Below are 16142 nucleotides of genomic sequence, written 5' to 3' on the forward strand. Positions count from 1 at the left end.
TGCCGTGAGTGTCTCTAGAGTCAAAACAGGTCCCTTTTTCCGGTTCCGTTGGTTCTTCTATGGGCTGCTGTTGCCCGCAACCCTGCTATTTAGTAGTTGGCAGGGTTGGCTTTGGTGGTCGTGGGCTACGGCTCCAGCACAAAGTAGTGCTGCCTCCCCCGTGCGTTTTCAGGTCCCACCAGGATCAGGTACAGCAGCAGTCGGCAGGCAACTGGCAGCCACTGGGGTCATTCGCTCTCAACTAGCTTGGGATCTGTGGCTGCGCCTATTGGCGCTGCGGCAGCCCTCGGGCAGCATCCAAGCAGGCGTATATGACCTGTCACCCACCGCACCCTTGTCTGATGTAGCTGCCAAGCTCTGGCAAGGAGAGGTCGTACCCAACGAGTTCACCGTGCCTGAAGGTTGGTCAGTTCGGCAGATGGCCGAGTCTTTTCAGGCACAGGGTTATTTCTCACAGGAGGCTTTTCTAGACGTTGCCCTTAGTCCGCCGACACCAGAACTTTATGCTGCCTATCCTTGGCTGCCCGAAGGGCTAGATCGGCTAGAGGGCTTTCTTTACCCAGACACCTATCAGGTGTCTGGAGAAGTAACCCCTGAAGGCGTGGTTCGCCAAATGTTGGACCGCTTTGCTCAGGTTGGCTTGCCGTTGTATCAAAAGTACACGCAGGCGCAGGGCTCTGAAGCCATGTCTCTGCGGGATTGGGTGACACTGGCGAGCATTGTTGAAAAAGAAGCTGTGGTGCCCGAGGAGCGATCAGTGATCGCTGGCGTCTTCCATAATCGTCTGGTGCAAGGCATGACGTTGGGAGCTGATCCAACTGTGGAGTACGGGTTCTCAGTGCGCCAAACGCCCGATAAACCTCTAACCTTGGAACAGGTGCAAACTGCCAATCCCTACAATACCTATCTGAATGTAGGGCTGCCGCCGACCCCGATTGCTAGCCCTGGACTACCTAGTCTGGAAGCCACACTTTATCCACAGGCTACAGAGTACCTGTATTTTGTGGCCCGCTATGATGGCACCCATGTCTTTAGTCGTACCTTGCAAGAGCATGAAGCGGCTCAGATCGCTATTCGTACGGCTCAAGACCGCAAACCGACATCGGTTCCGCCTAAGCGCCCTTAGAGAGCTTGCTTTGAGTTTCCTTTCGTGAATGTCTATGGCTGCTGTTTCCGCCTCTTGGCGTGATTTGATCAAACCGGACTTAGTTCTGGGAGGGACAGTTCTAGATCTGACACCAGAGCTCCTGCATCGCCATCGGTTAGCAGGGATGGTTTTGGACGTTGATGACACGCTCGTGCCCATGTCATCGTCCGAGGTGACTGCCGAACTGGGAGAGTGGCTTGCTCAAACCCGGCAACTGACTACCCTCTGGCTGGTGAGTAATAATCCCAGCTCAAACCGCATTGGTCGCATTGCCGCAGCACTCGATCTGCCTTATATCCACGGAGCGGGTAAACCCTCTCGACGCAAGTTACGACAGGCGGTTGGCGCAATGAACCTGCCCCCCCATCAAGTCGCAATGGTTGGCGATCGTTTGTTTACCGATGTGCTTGCTGGCAACCGCCTGGGCTTGTTCACTATTTTGGTAGAGCCAGTGGTGTCACCAACCTCTTTGCTAGGTAAGCACACCCTACGCAGCCTGGAAATCTGGCTGTCGCAAGCGATCAACCGACCAGCTTAACTTTTGGGCTCAAGCGCTAGATTCGAACTATACGATCCTTCATAAATCTCCAGGAAGCTAGAAGAAAAATATAAAGAAAAGATTATGCAAGTAAGGATTCTCGGACAACTCTGGCATTCTAGATTTAGATCAACGGGGGTCAGCCTAGATAAAGACCTTCAACATAAATCCGCTATAAATACGGCAGGGAGTGTTGGGTTCCACACAAAGGGGAGCTTGGCACTCTTTGTCATGTTTGGATGATTAATTAGTTTGAGTCTCAGGCAATTGGCTATTGCTGCCCTAACCCTGTTTACAAAAAAACTAGAAGCGGTCGCCAACCCAGTTCTTTAAGTGCATTTGCTATCTTCAGTGGCTTGTCATGAGTCTGACTTTGGTTGTCAAAATTGGTACCTCTAGCCTGACTCAGCCCGATACAGGTGACTTGTCACTGTCCAATTTAGCCCGGCTGGTCGAGGTGCTCACCCAACTGCGTCGTAGTGGGCACCGGGTCGTTTTGGTCTCTTCCGGCGCAGTGGGGGTAGGCTGCGCGCGGTTGGGGTTGCTAGAGCGCCCACGCACTATTGCCATGAAGCAAGCCGTAGCGGCTGTGGGACAGGGCCGCCTGATGCGGGTCTACGATGACCTGTTCACCATCCTGCGCCAGCCTATTGCTCAGGTATTGCTGACGCGAGCTGACTTGATTCAACGCAGCCGTTATGTCAACGCTTCTAATACCTTTCATGAGTTACTGCGTTTAGGCGTGATTCCAGTTGTCAATGAGAACGACACAGTAGCGGTAGATGAGCTGAAGTTTGGCGATAACGACACACTTTCGGCGCTGGTCGCCAGCTTGATCGAAGCAGATTGGCTATTTTTGCTTACGGATGTCGACCGGCTCTATTCTGCTGATCCTCGCAGCAACCCCGATGCTCGACCAATCACCTTAGTCAGCCGCATGGACGAACTCAAGGAGTTCAAAGTGGAGGCTGGCGGTCAGGGAACGCGCTGGGGCACAGGGGGAATGGCGACCAAAATTGCAGCCGCCCGCATTGCGACAACCGCGGGGGTGCGTACCGCGATTACCGAAGGTCACAAGCCTGAGAACATTCAACAAATCCTAGCCGGTGAACCATTAGGCACCCAATTTGCTCCCCAACCTAAAGCATTTAACTCCCGTAAACGTTGGATTGTTCACGGGCTGGTTCCGGTTGGCAAGTTGCTCCTCGATGCAGGGGCCGTCCGGGCAGTGCGAGATCTGGGTAAGTCACTGTTAGCGGCAGGCGTCATCAAAGTCACAGGCAACTTTCGTAGCCATGAGGCGGTACAACTGTGTGATGAGCAGGGGTGCGAAATTGCGCGCGGCCTGGTGAACTACACCAGTGAAGAGCTACAGAAAATCTTGGGCCGCCATTCCGATGAAATTCCAGAACTGTTGGGCTACGCGGGGGAGGAAACAGTAGTACATCGCGATAATTTAGTTGTAAGCACCGTCAGCTCCTAAAGCTTGTTTGGAGCCAGATTTCGTTTTCGTAACTCAATCAAGCTTCTAGTTGGAGCCTGGCAATTAGTTGGGCCTAGTAAGAAGATAGCCAACGTAATCTCAAATGCCATGCTCAAAAATTGCCAGGAGGCCGAACAAGATAAACAGACCCCCACCACAGAAGAGAATCACACGCTCGGAAATACGACCAGCAACCCACTTGCCACCTAACACGGCTAAACCAGAGCAAAAGCCATGACCGAAAATTGCCCCTGCCGCCACCCCCACTGGATTATGGGCAGCCGCAAGAGCAACCGTGGCAATTTGGGTGCGATCTCCCCATTCCGCTAGAAAAATCAGGACAAAAGACTCTAGAAGCGGTGCAAGCCAAGCAATTTTAGGTAAGCGGTTTTCTAGAGCTTGAACTTCTTCTAGATCTTCGGCCTCCAAGTGGGCTGCGATATTAGGCTGCATCTGGGCTGCCTGAACTAACAGCAAACCGCCGAAGCCCAAGAACAGTGCAACGATCCCCCAATGCACTACAGCCGCAGGCAGCAAATCGAGAAATTGCCCTGCCACCGCTGCGATCACAGTCTGCACAGCCAGCGCCAATATCACTCCGGCAAATACCAGCCAGCGTGGATAGCGCATGGCAAGTAGCATCGCCAGCAGAAACGACTTATCCCCCAGTTCTGAAACCAGGATTAGTAACAGCGCGTTGGTAAAGCCTTCAAGCATCAGGTTCTCCTAGGGGCGGCATCATGCCCGTTGGAGAACTGGCTCCGTCAATCAAGACTTCACCAAGTTCAACACAACGGGTGTGAACTCAGTGAAGGTCTCGCTTGCGAAGCTGAGCCTAAGCTCGATTCGTCATCAGGACCAGGCGTTTAAGCCAGCATGTTGATCCAGATGGGCCAGCTAGCGTAGAGCTAAGTCTGGCAGCTACTCCCCTTCATGGCTGTGAGTATACTACTTGGCTTAGATTCTGTCGATTGCAGTTGCCACTCTTTCAAGCTCTGCTGACATGACCTAGAGATAGGCAGGTACCGGTCAGGTCTTTAGCCAGTTATGTGAGCGTTGCCCGAGGGAACGATACAAGCATCAGGGTTTAAGAACTAGGGTGCAATGGAACTAGACATCGTACGGCTATTTGAGGCATGCAATCCCAGCAAGACGCTTATGGCTGAGCGGGAGGAAGATCGCCAATACTACATCGACTTTTCGCCCGTGCGCGGCGGCAAAATTATCAGGACTTTAGGCCGGACCGTCACCCTCTCTCCAGATAAGCCTACCTGCCAGCTTTTCACCGGTCACATCGGTTGTGGTAAATCAACCGAATTGTTTCGACTCAAAGCAGAATTAGAGAAGCAAGGTTTCCATGTCGTCTATTTTGAGTCCAACGAGGACCTAGATATGGGCGACATCGATATCACCGATATTTTGCTAGCCATTGCCCGCCAAGTCAGCGAGAGTTTAGAAACGCTCAAAATTAGGCTGCGTCCCAAATATTTCAGCAATCTTTTTGAAGAAGTTGCTGATTTCTTGAGAACACCTCTCGATTTAAATGCAGAGGCAGAACTGTCGTTGGGCATCGCCAAAATCACGGCTAAGACGAAAGATAGCCCTAAGCTTCGTAACCAGCTCCGGCAATACTTAGAGCCAAGAACGAAAGGCATCCTCACTTCAATTAATGAAGAACTCTTAGGCCATGCCAATCAGGAATTGCGACGCCAAGGCAAAAAGGGTCTAGTTGTCATTGTTGATAATTTAGATCGGGTTGATGTCCGTCCAATGGCTTCTGGTCGAACACAACCAGAGTATTTATTTGTCGATCGGGGTGAACAACTGGGCAAGTTGAATTGCCACGTGGTTTACACCATTCCACTAGTGCTCATTTTCTCCAACGAACTAGGGGTTATTCAGAACCGCTTTAGCGGCGTCACTCCTGTAGTTCTACCTATGGTGCCGGTTCAGTTTCGCGATGGACGCGAATGCCAGGAAGGCATGGGACTGCTGCGGCAGATGGTTTTATCTAGGGCTTTCCCTCGGGTTGATGCTGGAGAGCGGCTCTCGCTATGCACCGAGTTATTTGATAGTGCAGAAACTCTAGATCGGCTCTGCCGAGTAAGCGGTGGTCATGTGCGCAATTTACTAGGGTTGCTGTACGGTTGCATTCAACAGGAAGATCCTCCCATTTCTCGCACCGTGTTAGAGGAAGTGATTCGTGCTGATCGAGACAATCGCACAGCCTCAGTCATGGATGACGAATGGGAACTGTTGCGGCAGGTGGTGCAGCAACAGAGTGTGGCCGGCGAGGCTGGACACGAACGGCTGTTGCGTAGCATGTTCGTGTTTGAGTACCGGGATGATCAAGGTCGCTGGTTTGGGGTTAATCCGATTCTGGCTGAGTCCAATCGGTTTAAATTTTGCCTGAATTAATATGGCTGAACTAAGCCGCTCTGAAGCCATTCTGGCCCGTAACGAACAGTCGCTAAAGACGCTCATTCGTTCGATCCGGCTGTCTCAAGGTCGATTTGCGCTTATTTTAGTCCGCTGCAACTACAGCAACCTGCGGCAGAAGCTCATGGAGCGCCTGCACCAGATGTGCCCAGTGGCAATTCAAGAAATCACTCTCAGTGCGCCAACCCAAACTCTTTTCACAACTGTCCGCTCAGCCGTCGGTTCGCAGCAGCCTCCGGCTGTAGTGGTGTTGGGTTTAGAGTCGGCGATCGGTCAAGATCCTGCACCAGCAGTATTGTTATCGACCAATCAAGTGCGCGATGAATTTCGTCGCCATTTTCAGTTTCCTCTGGTCCTCTGGCTCAATGATGATGGTCTCAAAAAGCTGATTAAGTGTGCCCCTGATTTCAATAGCTGGGCGGCTCCTCCTATTGAATTTCTGGCCTCAGCCGAAGAGCTGATTACTGGCCTCCGTAACAACGCCGATCAACTATTCACCAAGATTCTCACAGCAGGTTCAGGCAGATTCGTTCAAGATTCGGCCCTGGAAATCGAAGCAGGTTCACGTCGCCGCTTTGAATTAGAAACGGCTTTGAACGATTTGCGCCAGTGGGGAGAGACTCTAGAGCCAGAATTGGAAGCCAGCCTCCAATTTGTCTTAGGGCGAGATGCTTATGCAGAAGCCCGTATGGAGGAGGCGCGGCAATCCTACGAGCGCAGCTTAGCATTCTGGCAACACAGTCGTTACTTGGAACGACAGGGCGTCCTGCTATTTTATTTAGGTCTGTGGTGGCTGAAGCACGCTGATTTACATCGATCTGAACAACGCTCAGCTTGGAGGGCTGCGCAGAAGTATTGCCAGCGCTGTGTTGCAGTTTTTCAAAGAGCAAAGCGTCCTGACTTAGTTGCTAAATTCGTTAACGGCTTAGGCGAAGTTCTGCAATATTTGGGCAACTGGAACGAGCTAGAAGCTCTGACTACCCAAGCTCTAACTTTGCATGAACTCTATCGAGATTGGCCTAGGCTAGCGCAGGATTACGGCTTCCTCGCGGAGATTGCCTTGGTGCGTTCGGCCTGGATGGAGGCCAAGCTCTACGCCGAAAAGTCATTGCAGATTTTGGCCGAAGCAGAGCAGGCTGAGCCAGCCGACAGCACTTATAGTACTCCTGAACATCAAGCAGCGGAGCTCGCTTGGGCTCGGCAATATCGGCAAGGGTTATATCGACTTTTATTGGCTAGAGCCCAGGAGCAATTTGGACAGCTTACAGAAGCTGAGACGAATTTAAAAATAGCGCAGGCAGAGACACAGCATCAATACAATCCACCGCTTTACATTCGCATTCTGGAGATGCTGCGCTCGCTCCATTTTGAGCAAGGACAATATTTTGAAGCCTTTCAACTTCGGCAAGAGCAGCGCTCGATTGAGCAGCAATACGGCTTTCGTGCTTTTGTGGGTGCTGGGCAGCTTCAGCCCAATCGCCAAAAGCTGGATCCAGCCCTTCCCGGCACGAGTCTTACCAATCAAGAAATTGCTGCCTCTGGCCGCACTCAAGATGTTAATCGCCTGATTGAGCGTATTGGACGCAATGACTTTTCCATCACCGTCATCCACGGGGAATCGGGCGTGGGTAAAAGCTCAATTGTTAACGCAGGACTAGCGCCAGTACTCCGTCAGGGGGCGATTAATGGCCGCGATGTACGTCCCGTCGTGCTGAGGAGCTACACGGACTGGAAAGGTTTACTGGGCGATTTGCTGCATGTGGAGCAAGAACCCCCAGTGCAAGAACCCTCATCGTCAAGAGCGCCTACCTCTAAAGCGACAATGCTTCTCAAGCAACTCGGTCAGAATGGCGAGCAAAACCTGCTTACTGTTCTGATTTTTGATCAGTTTGAAGAATTTTTCTTTATTCGCAATACACCTGCTCAGCGTCATGAATTTGTTAGTTTTTTAAGCGCTTGCCTTAAAATTCCATTTGTCAAAATCATTTTCTCATTGCGCGAAGATTACCTGCATTATTTGTTGGAATTCGAACGCAATAGTGGCTTGCAGGAAATTGATATTCTAAGTCGTCAAAACCGCTATCCGTTAGGCAACTTCTCACCCGATGATGCCCGTTCGGTCATTGAGAACCTGGCTCAACGAGCTCAGTTTTATTTGGAGCCAGCACTAGTCGATGAATTGGTGTGGGATTTAGCAGGTGACTTAGGTTCGGTTCGCCCAATTGAGTTACAAATTGTTGGCGCTCAATTACAGGCTGAGAATATTGTTACCTTGGCCCAGTATCGGCGGCTCGGTCCTAAACAGAAACTAGTAGAGCGCTCACTACGGGAAATTGTTCAAGCCTGTGGCCCTCGTAGCCAGTTTGCGGCGCAACAGGTGCTGTTATCGCTGACTAATGCCAATGGCACCCGCCCACCCAAAACCCGCGAGCAATTAGCGGATGAGCTGGCTTCAGAAGCAGACCAACTCGATTTAATTCTGGAAATTCTAGTGGGCTCTGGCCTCATTTTCCTACTGCCTGAGGTCCCAACTGATCGCTACCAACTCGTGCATGACTACTTAGTCCCTGTGATCCGGCGACAAGGAGAGGCAGGCTCTCTAACCGCGATGGTGGAACTGCGCAAGAAAGAGAGTGAAACGCTAATTTCCAGCGCCAAGGCCCTGTTTCAGGCCAACAAACAGCTGGAAGCGCTCCTAGCAGCCGTTAAGGCAGCACACCAGGTACGCTGGCTTACTGAAATGCGGACCAATATCCCTAGCTCCACGCTGGGTGCATTACAGCAGATTGTGTATGAGACTCAGGAGCGCAATCGCTTAGAAGACCATAGCAGCGCAGTTTGGGCGGTGAGCTTCAGTCCTAACGGTCAACTACTCGCCTCCGCCAGTTGGGACTCAACGTTGAAGCTTTGGGGAATGGATGGCGCCCTTATATGCACGCTGACAGGGCATACGGACCGTGTGTACGACGTGTGCTTCAGCCCCAATGGAGAGTTATTGGCCTCGGCCAGTTGGGACAAAACCATCAAGCTCTGGAAACTCGATGGCACTTTACTGCAAACACTCAGCGGTCATGGCAGCTATATCAACAGTCTGAGTTTCAGCCCAGACGGTGAGTTGCTAGCCTCGGCTAGTTGGGACAAAACCATCAAGCTCTGGAAACTGGACGGTAGCTTACTCAACTCCATCAGCGGTCATGCAGATGGAGTTCGCTGTGTCTGCTTTAGCCCAGATGGTCAAACCCTGGCTTCCGCAAGTGCTGACCGAACGGTGAAACTCTGGAACTTAGATGGTCGCTTGCTACGCACCTTTAATGGGCACACAGACCGAGTCTACAGTGTTAGCTTCAGCCCAGATGGCCAAACCCTGGCTTCCGCAAGTCGAGATCGAACGGTGAAGCTCTGGACCTTAAAGGGTGAATTGCTACGTACCCTCGATAGCCACGGCGGCGGTGTCAATAGTGTGGGCTTTAGCCCCAACGGTCAAATGATTGCTTCCGCCAGTGCTGATGGGTCAGTGAAGCTTTGGAGTTATGGCGGTAGCCTGCTGAACAGCTTCAATGGACACGGCGGCTGGGTTACAGACGTTAGCTTCAGTTCTAGCCGCCCAATTCTGGCCTCCGCCTGCGACGATGCCAGCATCAAGCTCTGGAGCTTAGATGGACCTTTGGTGCAGACCTTCGAAGAACACGAAGACAGCGTTTGGACAGTAGGTTTCAGCCCAGATGGTCAACTGCTCGCTTCGGCGGGAGCGGAGGGCACCGTTCAGCTATGGGGCACCGAGGGCCAGTTGATCAATACCCTGATAGGACATCACGGCGAAATTGCGGAAGTGAGCTTTAGCCCAGATGGTCATCAGTTAGCTTCGGCAGGGGCAGACAGCACTATCAAGCTATGGTCTACAGAGGGTCATCTTCTTAGAACATTGACAGACCATTATGGTTGGGTACACAGCATCAGCTTTAGCCCGGACGGAGAGCTGTTGGCTTCTGGTGGTGACGATAAAACCATTCGGATCTGGAGCGCTGAGGGAAACCTGCTCCAGGTTCTTAAAGGTCATCAGAGTTGGGTACACAGCGTCAAGTTCAGCCCAGATGGAGAGTTTTTGGCCTCAGCTAGTGCGGATCGAACCATCAAGCTGTGGCGACTAGATGGCCAACTGCTGCGGACCCTCAAAGGTCACCAGAGTTGGGTCCATAGTATTAGCTTTAGTCCAGATGGTGAACTCCTCGCTTCGGCCAGTGCTGATGGCAGCGTGAAGCTTTGGTCGGTGGAGGGGCAGTTGCTGAAAACCTTCAAGGGAAACAGCCAACGAGTTTTAGCGGTCAGTTTCAATCCCAACGGCAAAACGTTAGCTTCTGCAGGTGTTGACAAAACTGTTCGCTTGTGGACTTTGGAGGGCACTCTACTGAAAACGCTCACCGGCCATAACCATTGGGTGACTGGGCTGAGTTTTAGTCCTGATGGTGCCCAGATTGCTTCAGCTAGCGCGGACCACAGCATTAAGTTGTGGAATGCAGAGACGCTGGATTTTGGTGGACTGTTGAGCCGAGGGTGTAGCCATCTACGGGACTATCTGAGGACTCATCCCAAAGTCAGTACTGATGATCGCCAGCTGTGTAATTGATGTCATTGGTCTTAGTACCACTGGCATTGGTGTCATTACCTGTGCAGTTGAATTACGGACTTGGACAGAATCGATGTTTGTAAAGCTGCTCTGTTGTCAATGTACTGGTCGCCCCTTAGGGGAAGTGATTAGGATGGATCTGACTCATGCCTGAGAGAAGCCAGCCCATGCCCCCTGAGTCTTTTGTGGCTGTTCAGCCAACCTTTGACCAGATCGAACAAGAACTGGGAGCAGGCATGGTTCCCCGGATCTTTCGGCTCCTGGAGTCCCAACCGGACTTACTTAACCATCTTTGGGGCCAGTTCCGAACGGTGGTGTTGCAAGGACACTTGCCTAGGGTGCTCAAGGAAATGGTGGGTTTGGTTGTGGCGAACGCCACCCATTGTGAATATGTACGGGTTGTCCATCTGCACAGCCTGACCCTGCAAGGAGTTGACCAGCAGGCACTTCAAGCGGTTAGCCAAGGTAACTACGAAGCCTATGGCATTAGCCGCATGGCTCGGGGTGCGCTCAACTTCGCCTCAACCGCCGTGGCCACTCGTGCTGCCTACGCCAACCCAACCGAGGGAAACTCAGGGCCAAGCTGGGAGCAGTTGCGTACCTCAACAGCTCAGGCTTTGGCTAGTATTGGCTTAGAGGCCGAGGAGCAGCTTGAACTCGTGGCCACCGTGGCCCTGTTTGAGCAAATTTGTACAGTTGCCAATCTCTTGTCACTAGATCCTAGTCAGCCCTGAGGGGAAAACCTGCTTTCCAGCAGTTGTGAGTAGGACACTCTTCCAAAGCCAGCTCGAGCCTAGACCTCTGTGGATCCGTCGCCTAATGCTTCTATAACCGGGGAATCGCTCTGGTTGCTTGCAGAGTTAGCAGGCGAATTCAGTACGGCAGTTGATCTTGAGGGCTTGCAACAAATCCTTAGCCGTAAATTGCGCTGGCTCTTCGATTTCGACCGTTGCACATTAGCGATTCGAGTTGAGCCAGACGATGATCGCTATTGGTTGGTGGATGTTACTGGGCCAGAACAATTCAAGCAAAAACCGGCACAAAGATTGCTGATGGACGCTGGTTGGCCAGGCCAGGTTTTTCGAGAAGCAAAGCCTTATTTCGTAACTGATGTAAAAAACCTGCCACTAGAGCAAACCCCAATAGCAACAACTGACAACGGTATCTGTGATGATGCCCGTTCGCTCATGTTGCTGCCGCTCTGCTTTGGCAATCAAATAATTGGCAGCTTAAACTTTAGCTCTAAAACGGCTCATGCCTATTCGATAATTTGGCGCAATCTTGCCAGTTTACTAGTCGCTCAGCTTGCAGGCCAGTTGGGCTCTATTTTGGCCCATGAACGGACTAGCACAGCGCTCTATGCCTTGCAACAGTTTCAGCTTCAGGTACAACAACAGACAGAGCGAGAACGCTTGTTGGGAGGGATTGCTCTGCGCATTCGGCAATCCTTGGAGCTTAGCGAAATCCTCAAAGCGATTGTGCGTGAAGTCCGCCAGTTTCTCAATACTGACCGGGTAGTCATTTACCAGTTCAACCAAGATTGGGAAGGACAAGTCATTGTTGAGGAAGTCATGAGCCCTTGGCCTTCAACCCTTGGTGATACTGGTCAAGACAATTGCTTCAGCCAAGAGTACGCCCATCTATACGCTAGTGGACGCGTGCGTGCCATCTCTGATATTGATGCGGCTGGCTTAGATACCTGCCATGTGAAGTTTTTGCGTAGCCTGAAGGTCCGGGCTAACTTAATTGTGCCAATCTTGATCGGCTCTCGCCTCTGGGGCCTCTTGGTCGCTCATGAGTGCAGTGCTGCTCGGCTTTGGCAGGACTCAGAAATTGACTTGCTACAACGTTTGGCCGATCACATTGGCATTGCCATTAGTCAGGCTGAACTTCATGCGCAAATTCAAGCTTCAGCAGCACAATTCCAGGGTCAGGCAGAAAGATTGCGAGCGACACTAGAGGAGTTGCAGGCAGCTCAGACGCAGCTTATCCAGAGCGAAAAAATGTCAAGTCTGGGACAGATGGTAGCGGGGGTAGCCCATGAAATCAACAATCCGATTAACTTCATCCATGCCAATTTGCCCCACGCGCAGGAGTACGTTGAGATCCTAGAGCAAGTTATTGCTACCTATGCTGCTCGCAGTCCGGAGCCGCCAGCAGAAATCGTTCGATTAAATAACGAGTTTGAGCTAGATTACATTCGCCAAGACTTTCCCAAACTGCTGAAATCAATGCGGGAAGGAACAGAACGAGTGCGGGATATTGTGCGCACCTTACGCAACTTCTCCCGTCTGGATCAGGCTCAGCGTAAATCAGTCGATCTGCATGAAGGTTTAGAGAGTAGTCTGCTGCTGCTGCAATACCGCTTCAAACCGAGCGTTAAATTGACGCGCCGTTACAGCGCTTTGCCACTGGTCGAATGCTACGCCGGTCAGATCAACCAGGTCTTTATGAACTTGTTGAGCAATGCCCTTGATGCAAGTGTTGATGCAGGTGCTGATTCGGTCGAGCTAACCGTTACAACCCTATGGAGCGAGCCGGATTGGGTTAGCATTGCCATTCGCGATAATGGTCCTGGTATTCCAGCTGCCATTCGCGATCGCATTTTCGATCCCTTTTTCACCACGAAGGAAGTCGGCAAGGGCACCGGGCTTGGCCTATCAATCTGTTACAAAATTGTTGTCGAGGAACACAAAGGAAGAATCGAGTGCTTCAGTGAGCCGGGAAAGGGCACTGAATTCCGCATTCATTTGCCATTGCGCGCTTGAGTGTCGCTTCTAACAAGTCTCTTTCTAACAAGCTCCTATTGAAGCTCAGCGAAAGCTAAACTGGTGCATGCTCAAGCTGGCAGTAGGGCAAGCTGTAGCTTAGGGGTAGCTCTAAAGCATGTTGATCTAAAAATTCTGAGTTGCTGAGCACTTGCTCGGTTGGACCGTCAAAAACAATCTGACCATGGCTTAAAACAACAGTGCGTTCGCACAGCTCAAGTGCTAGATCAAGATCGTGAGTTGCAATAAGTTTGGTCTGGGGCAAGGTTTCAACTAGCTGAATTAAGCGGCGACGAGAGCGGGGGTCCAATTGTGCGGAGGGTTCATCAAAGACCAGAACCTGAGGCTGCATGGCCAGTACCCCAGCAATTGCCACTCGTTTTTTCTCACCGCCCGATAAATTGTTGGCATTGCGTTGGGCATAATCACTGGGGCTAAGGCCGACATCGACCAGAGCATGGGTGACGCGATGTTCTAATTCATTGCCCCTCAAGCCCTGATTCATAGGACCAAAAGCAACGTCATCCCAAACGGTTGGCATGAACAATTGGTCGTCTGGATTCTGAAATACTAAACCAACAAAATTGCGGATGTGTTGCAGATTTTGAGGTTCGATTGGCCATTCACCAACGACTACAGAACCGAACTGGGGGGTCAAAATGCCGTTGAAATGTAACAGCAACGTCGATTTACCAGAGCCATTGGCACCCACTAGGGCAATCGTTTCACCAGCCCGAACCTCTAAATCTACACCTCGCAAGGCTTGAGTACCGTCCGTGTAAATGTAACTTAGCTGCTGAATTGAAATCGGATTGTGATGCATGAACGGAATAATTACAGAGATCGCTAGAGCAGATAAACACTCTGTCCCAGCAGAGTCAGGACAGCTACCAGGGTTAGCGCTAGAACATCACGCCGTCCACCTTTAGGCAGCTCACGTATTGGCGGTAGCCCCTGATATCCCCGCGACTTCATCGCCTGATAAACCCGTTCTCCTCGCTGAAAAGAGCGGATAAACAGAATTCCGATCATGTTGCCAAGCACTTGGCGTTGCCAGCGACCGTTGCCGGAAAAATTGCGAGAAGTTGCAGCCCGTCGCATGCAACTGACCTCCTCAAGAATGACCGCAATATAGCGGTACATAGACTCGAGAATTGCCACCAATAACTTCGGTGTGCGAAGGGAAACTAGGGCATGCAGCAAGGCTGGGACTGAGGTGGTGAGAATCAGCAAGTTGAGCGTCAGCAGGGACAGCAAGGCCTTGAGCGTCACACTCCCCAGTACCTCCAGCCCCTCGGTCGTAATTTGCAGCCAGCCCCACTGCCAGATCACATCACCACCCTCTCTAAACAGAGTGCTGAGCAGCAAAACGCTGACGAACACAGACTCCATCGCTACCCGCCGCAGCAAGACAGGTAAGGTAATCCGGCTGGACAGAATCATTCCTATTAGGCCCAAACCATAAATTGCCCAAGTCCACCACCGCCCATTGGGCGTGAGGGCGATGGCAAAGACCATCAATAAGGCACATAACAACCGGGTGCGGGGCGCGAGTGATTGCCAGGGGGCTCGCTGATGACTATCTACGTCAAGACGAAACGCGCCGATATGTAGAAGCAGCATCAGATCGAATCGCCACCTAAGCTACTCATGGCAAATCGCTAGAAGAGTCAGACTTACGCGCGACTAGCTTGCCCAATCCCCAGGCCAAGCCGAAGGTCAACAGAGTACCCACAAAGCCAGCTAGGGGAGTTGCCACACTTTCAGGCACGCCCTTAACGGCATAACCGTCAAAGATGCTAGCGAAGGGAAGCTTCTGAGCCGGGGGTTCAGCAGCCTCACGCTGATCAAAACCTAGATCTCCAGCGACACGGTTGAGACCATCTGGATCAGAGCTGGCAAACGGGGAGAGAAAAAGGGCAATCAGCAAAGCGGTGCCCAAACCAGCCAAAACAAAATTACGGTTTCTCTGAGAGTTGTTGTCCATAGGGTCTCAATGGCAGGATGAAACATTGGCAAAAGGCTTAGCGGGCAACAGGCGGACGAGAGAATGGTGCCAGGGATTTACGCGGTGGATCAAAAATCAAATCAGGCCGGGAACGCCAGACGAAACTGAGTGCCACTACTGTAATCAGCGCCTCGCCTATACCGATTAGTACATGCCAAAAGGTCATCGCGCTTAGAGCCACCACCAACGGAACTGTTCCTGACACCGCTAGTTGAAATGCGACAATAACTGCGCCAACGACAACACTAACCCAGGCAGCCACTGCCGCACCGATTTGTGCGCTGCGCAGATTATCACGTCCTAAAACATAGCGAATGCTCTTGTAGATGTAGTAACCCCCAAAGGTACCAACCAACCCCATGACGAAAATGTTTGCCCCTAAAACAGTGAGGCCCCCATCTTGGAAAAAGATACTCTGAACGATGAATACAGCAGTTACAGCCAAGGAACCGGCCCACGGCCCCAAAAAGGCCCCCGCCAGGGTGCCACCAACCAGATGACCGGAGGTGCCACCGGGAATCGGAAAGTTGATCATCTGAGCCGCAAAAATGAAGGCTGCACAGACTCCTATTAGGGGAACTGTACGCTCCTGAAGTTCTGTCTGTACCCGATTAAGGGCCAATGCCAGAAACCCAATGGTCACGACCCAAAACACCAGGCTGACTGGCAAACTCAGGAAGCCATCTGGGATGTGCAATGCCAATCGGGGCTGGATGCTCCAGGCTAAATAGTTGGAAAACATAGGGCTGGATAGAGGGCCAGATAAAACTGCTGAGATCACAAGTGGACACCCCTGTTACTAGGTGCTAGTCGGTATGAACCGTTCGAAGTTCTGATTTCAAAACCTCATCTCAAGCATGATTGCTGACATTTTTTGAAAAACAGAAAACTTCAGACTTTTATCCAAATGTCTTGTGCCTTTGTGACTAGCAAAACTATCATCAGGCTGAATTTATCGAGGTAGCTCAGGAGCATTGTTACCACGAATATTTCAGTTCTGAAATCCCCCCTAGGGGCACCGAACCCGCTACGTTCTCTCGCGTTTGCACCTAGATCTTGGCGTTTTATTGGCGATCTACAGTTGTTGATTGCCCTGCTCAGGTTGCCGCTAGCCAGATAAACTGACGAGAGAAAC

Annotated in this window: 12 protein-coding genes; 7 read left to right on the top strand and 5 right to left on the bottom strand. The window is 51.5% G+C overall.

The features are described 5' to 3' along the window. The first annotated feature begins 4 nt into the window (after window positions 1-4). The 3 genes from mltG (at window position 5) to proB (ending at window position 3168) form a co-directional block, all read left to right on the top strand. On the top strand, window positions 5-1126 hold the full coding sequence (gene mltG / locus H6F94_RS00660; protein WP_190800303.1) for an endolytic transglycosylase MltG: 1122 nt from the start codon (window positions 5-7) through the stop codon (window positions 1124-1126). A 34-nt stretch (window positions 1127-1160) separates the two neighbouring features. Next, a complete protein-coding gene (locus H6F94_RS00665) occupies window positions 1161-1685 on the top strand; it encodes a YqeG family HAD IIIA-type phosphatase (RefSeq protein ID WP_190800304.1) in 525 nt (174 codons plus the stop codon). Between the two features lie 361 nt (window positions 1686-2046). Then, a complete protein-coding gene (gene proB / locus H6F94_RS00670; RefSeq protein ID WP_190800305.1) occupies window positions 2047-3168 on the top strand; it encodes a glutamate 5-kinase in 1122 nt (373 codons plus the stop codon). 99 nt (window positions 3169-3267) lie between these two features. Here the strand turns inward: proB and H6F94_RS00675 are convergent, their stop codons facing one another. Further along, entirely contained in the window at window positions 3268-3885 is a 618-nt protein-coding gene (locus tag H6F94_RS00675) for a TMEM165/GDT1 family protein (protein ID WP_190800306.1), read from the bottom strand. Between the two features lie 387 nt (window positions 3886-4272). On the opposite strand from H6F94_RS00675, the gene H6F94_RS00680 reads away from it, so the two are divergent. The 4 genes from H6F94_RS00680 (at window position 4273) to H6F94_RS00695 (ending at window position 12999) form a co-directional block, all read left to right on the top strand. Continuing rightward, entirely contained in the window at window positions 4273-5586 is a 1314-nt protein-coding gene (locus tag H6F94_RS00680) for a P-loop NTPase fold protein (RefSeq protein ID WP_190800307.1), read from the top strand. A 1-nt stretch (window position 5587) separates the two neighbouring features. After that, a complete protein-coding gene (locus H6F94_RS00685) occupies window positions 5588-10231 on the top strand; it encodes a WD40 domain-containing protein (RefSeq protein WP_190800308.1) in 4644 nt (1547 codons plus the stop codon). Between the two features lie 167 nt (window positions 10232-10398). Continuing rightward, window positions 10399-10965 carry a carboxymuconolactone decarboxylase family protein gene (locus tag H6F94_RS00690; RefSeq protein WP_190800309.1) on the top strand — a complete coding sequence of 189 codons (567 nt, stop codon included), beginning with the start codon at window positions 10399-10401 and terminating at the stop codon, window positions 10963-10965. A 69-nt stretch (window positions 10966-11034) separates the two neighbouring features. Next, on the top strand, window positions 11035-12999 hold the full coding sequence (locus tag H6F94_RS00695) for a GAF domain-containing protein (RefSeq protein WP_199320100.1): 1965 nt from the start codon (window positions 11035-11037) through the stop codon (window positions 12997-12999). Window positions 13000-13054: 55 nt separating this feature from the next. On the opposite strand, the gene H6F94_RS00700 is transcribed toward H6F94_RS00695, so the two are convergent. From H6F94_RS00700 to H6F94_RS00715, 4 genes are read right to left on the bottom strand one after another with little or no spacing between them, the layout of a single operon-like run. Further along, a complete protein-coding gene (locus tag H6F94_RS00700; protein WP_190800310.1) occupies window positions 13055-13822 on the bottom strand; it encodes an energy-coupling factor ABC transporter ATP-binding protein in 768 nt (255 codons plus the stop codon). A 23-nt stretch (window positions 13823-13845) separates the two neighbouring features. Beyond that, window positions 13846-14622, bottom strand: a complete 777-nt coding sequence (gene cbiQ, locus H6F94_RS00705) for a cobalt ECF transporter T component CbiQ (protein ID WP_190800311.1) — start codon at window positions 14620-14622, stop codon at window positions 13846-13848. Window positions 14623-14647: 25 nt separating this feature from the next. Next, a complete protein-coding gene (locus H6F94_RS00710) occupies window positions 14648-14986 on the bottom strand; it encodes a PDGLE domain-containing protein (RefSeq protein ID WP_190800312.1) in 339 nt (112 codons plus the stop codon). Window positions 14987-15023: 37 nt separating this feature from the next. Further along, on the bottom strand, window positions 15024-15749 hold the full coding sequence (locus H6F94_RS00715) for an energy-coupling factor ABC transporter permease (protein ID WP_190800313.1): 726 nt from the start codon (window positions 15747-15749) through the stop codon (window positions 15024-15026). Window positions 15750-16142: the final 393 nt, after the last annotated feature.

This window comes from Leptolyngbya sp. FACHB-261, from assembly GCF_014696065.1.
Classification (GTDB): domain Bacteria; phylum Cyanobacteriota; class Cyanobacteriia; order FACHB-261; family FACHB-261; genus FACHB-261.

Excerpts from the sequence above, each read along its gene's own strand:
- H6F94_RS00700 (WP_190800310.1), bottom strand. The coding sequence starts at position 13,822 with ATGCATCACAATCCGATTTCAATTCAGCAGCTAAGTTACATTTACACG.
- H6F94_RS00710 (WP_190800312.1), bottom strand. The coding sequence starts at position 14,986 with ATGGACAACAACTCTCAGAGAAACCGTAATTTTGTTTTGGCTGGTTTG.
- H6F94_RS00690 (WP_190800309.1), top strand. The coding sequence starts at position 10,399 with ATGCCCCCTGAGTCTTTTGTGGCTGTTCAGCCAACCTTTGACCAGATC.
- cbiQ (WP_190800311.1), bottom strand. The coding sequence starts at position 14,622 with ATGCTGCTTCTACATATCGGCGCGTTTCGTCTTGACGTAGATAGTCAT.
- H6F94_RS00685 (WP_190800308.1), top strand. The coding sequence starts at position 5,588 with ATGGCTGAACTAAGCCGCTCTGAAGCCATTCTGGCCCGTAACGAACAG.
- H6F94_RS00680 (WP_190800307.1), top strand. The coding sequence starts at position 4,273 with ATGGAACTAGACATCGTACGGCTATTTGAGGCATGCAATCCCAGCAAG.
- H6F94_RS00715 (WP_190800313.1), bottom strand. The coding sequence starts at position 15,749 with ATGTTTTCCAACTATTTAGCCTGGAGCATCCAGCCCCGATTGGCATTG.
- H6F94_RS00675 (WP_190800306.1), bottom strand. The coding sequence starts at position 3,885 with ATGCTTGAAGGCTTTACCAACGCGCTGTTACTAATCCTGGTTTCAGAA.
- proB (WP_190800305.1), top strand. The coding sequence starts at position 2,047 with ATGAGTCTGACTTTGGTTGTCAAAATTGGTACCTCTAGCCTGACTCAG.
- H6F94_RS00665 (WP_190800304.1), top strand. The coding sequence starts at position 1,161 with ATGGCTGCTGTTTCCGCCTCTTGGCGTGATTTGATCAAACCGGACTTA.